This is a genomic window from Candidatus Thiosymbion oneisti (genome assembly GCF_004359955.1).
In the GTDB taxonomy this organism is placed as follows: domain Bacteria; phylum Pseudomonadota; class Gammaproteobacteria; order Chromatiales; family Chromatiaceae; genus Thiosymbion; species Thiosymbion oneisti.
This window is the reverse complement of record NZ_SMSC01000104.1, coordinates 1-920: the sequence shown is the minus strand read 5'-3', so window position 1 is coordinate 920 and position 920 is coordinate 1. Positions and strand designations below refer to the sequence as shown.

Annotated in this window: 2 protein-coding genes; both read left to right on the top strand. The window is 44.3% G+C overall.

The window, feature by feature from the left end:
- The first annotated feature begins 30 nt into the window (after window positions 1–30).
- Entirely contained in the window at window positions 31–450 is a 420-nt protein-coding gene (locus tag E1958_RS19620) for a hypothetical protein (RefSeq protein ID WP_133513370.1), read from the top strand.
- Complete coding sequence (locus tag E1958_RS19615) at window positions 402–893, top strand: IS1 family transposase (protein WP_166664712.1); 492 nt, start codon at window positions 402–404, stop codon at window positions 891–893. Before E1958_RS19620 ends, E1958_RS19615 begins: the two co-directional genes overlap by 49 nt.
- Window positions 894–920 lie beyond the last annotated feature (27 nt).

Below are 920 nucleotides of genomic sequence, written 5' to 3'. Positions count from 1 at the left end.
AGAGTGATATAGTAAGGTAGTTAATTCTTAATGATTCAAAATCCCGAGATTTTTACCATCTATCTGGTACTGGATTTCGACGATCCTTTCCAGAATGATGCCGTGGGATTTGAACGACTACCTTCAGGCACCAATTCAATCAAAGGGTTTTCCACTATGATTATTGAAAAGAAAGTCCGTACTTGCCGCAAATGCCAGAGTAAAGCGATTGTCAAAAATGGCACAAATGGGTGCGGCAATCCACAATATCATTGTAAAACCTGTGGTGCTTATGGCGTACTTGAGCCCCGAGAGGACTATACGGAAGAAGAAAAAGCGATCATTATAAAAGCTTATCAAGAACGCTCCAGTATGCGCGGGATCGAACGTACGTTTGGGGTTTGTCGGCAAACACTAAGTGCGTGGTTAAAAAAAAGGCAGAACAGCTCCCACCCCTTAAAACCACGCTGAAACCCGTTGATCGTGGGCAGACACCGGTGTTGGAAGTGGATGAGTTATGGTCTTTTGTTTTCAGCACAGTTTTCAAAGTTTGGATCTGGATTGCGTTGAATCGGGAGACCCGAGAAGTCATTGCTTATGCCTGCGGTAATCGCCGTGAAGAAACGTGCCGAATCCTCTGGAATCGCATCCCGCCTGATTATAAAAAGGCCGTTGTTTTTAGTGACTATTGGAAAGCGTATCAAGCCGTTATTCCCGACGAGCAACATCATCCTGTGGGTAAAGAAACAGGCGAAACAGCCCATGTTGAGCGTTGGAATAATACCTTGCGCCAGCATTTAGCACGCTTCGTACGTAAGACATTATCTTTTTCCAAGTGCCTCCATATGCATGAGATTTGTTTGAAACTCTTTCTGCACCGCTATAATACCGAACTGTTGCCAGCTGTTGGCTAAGATTTCACTCATATATTAACCACCACC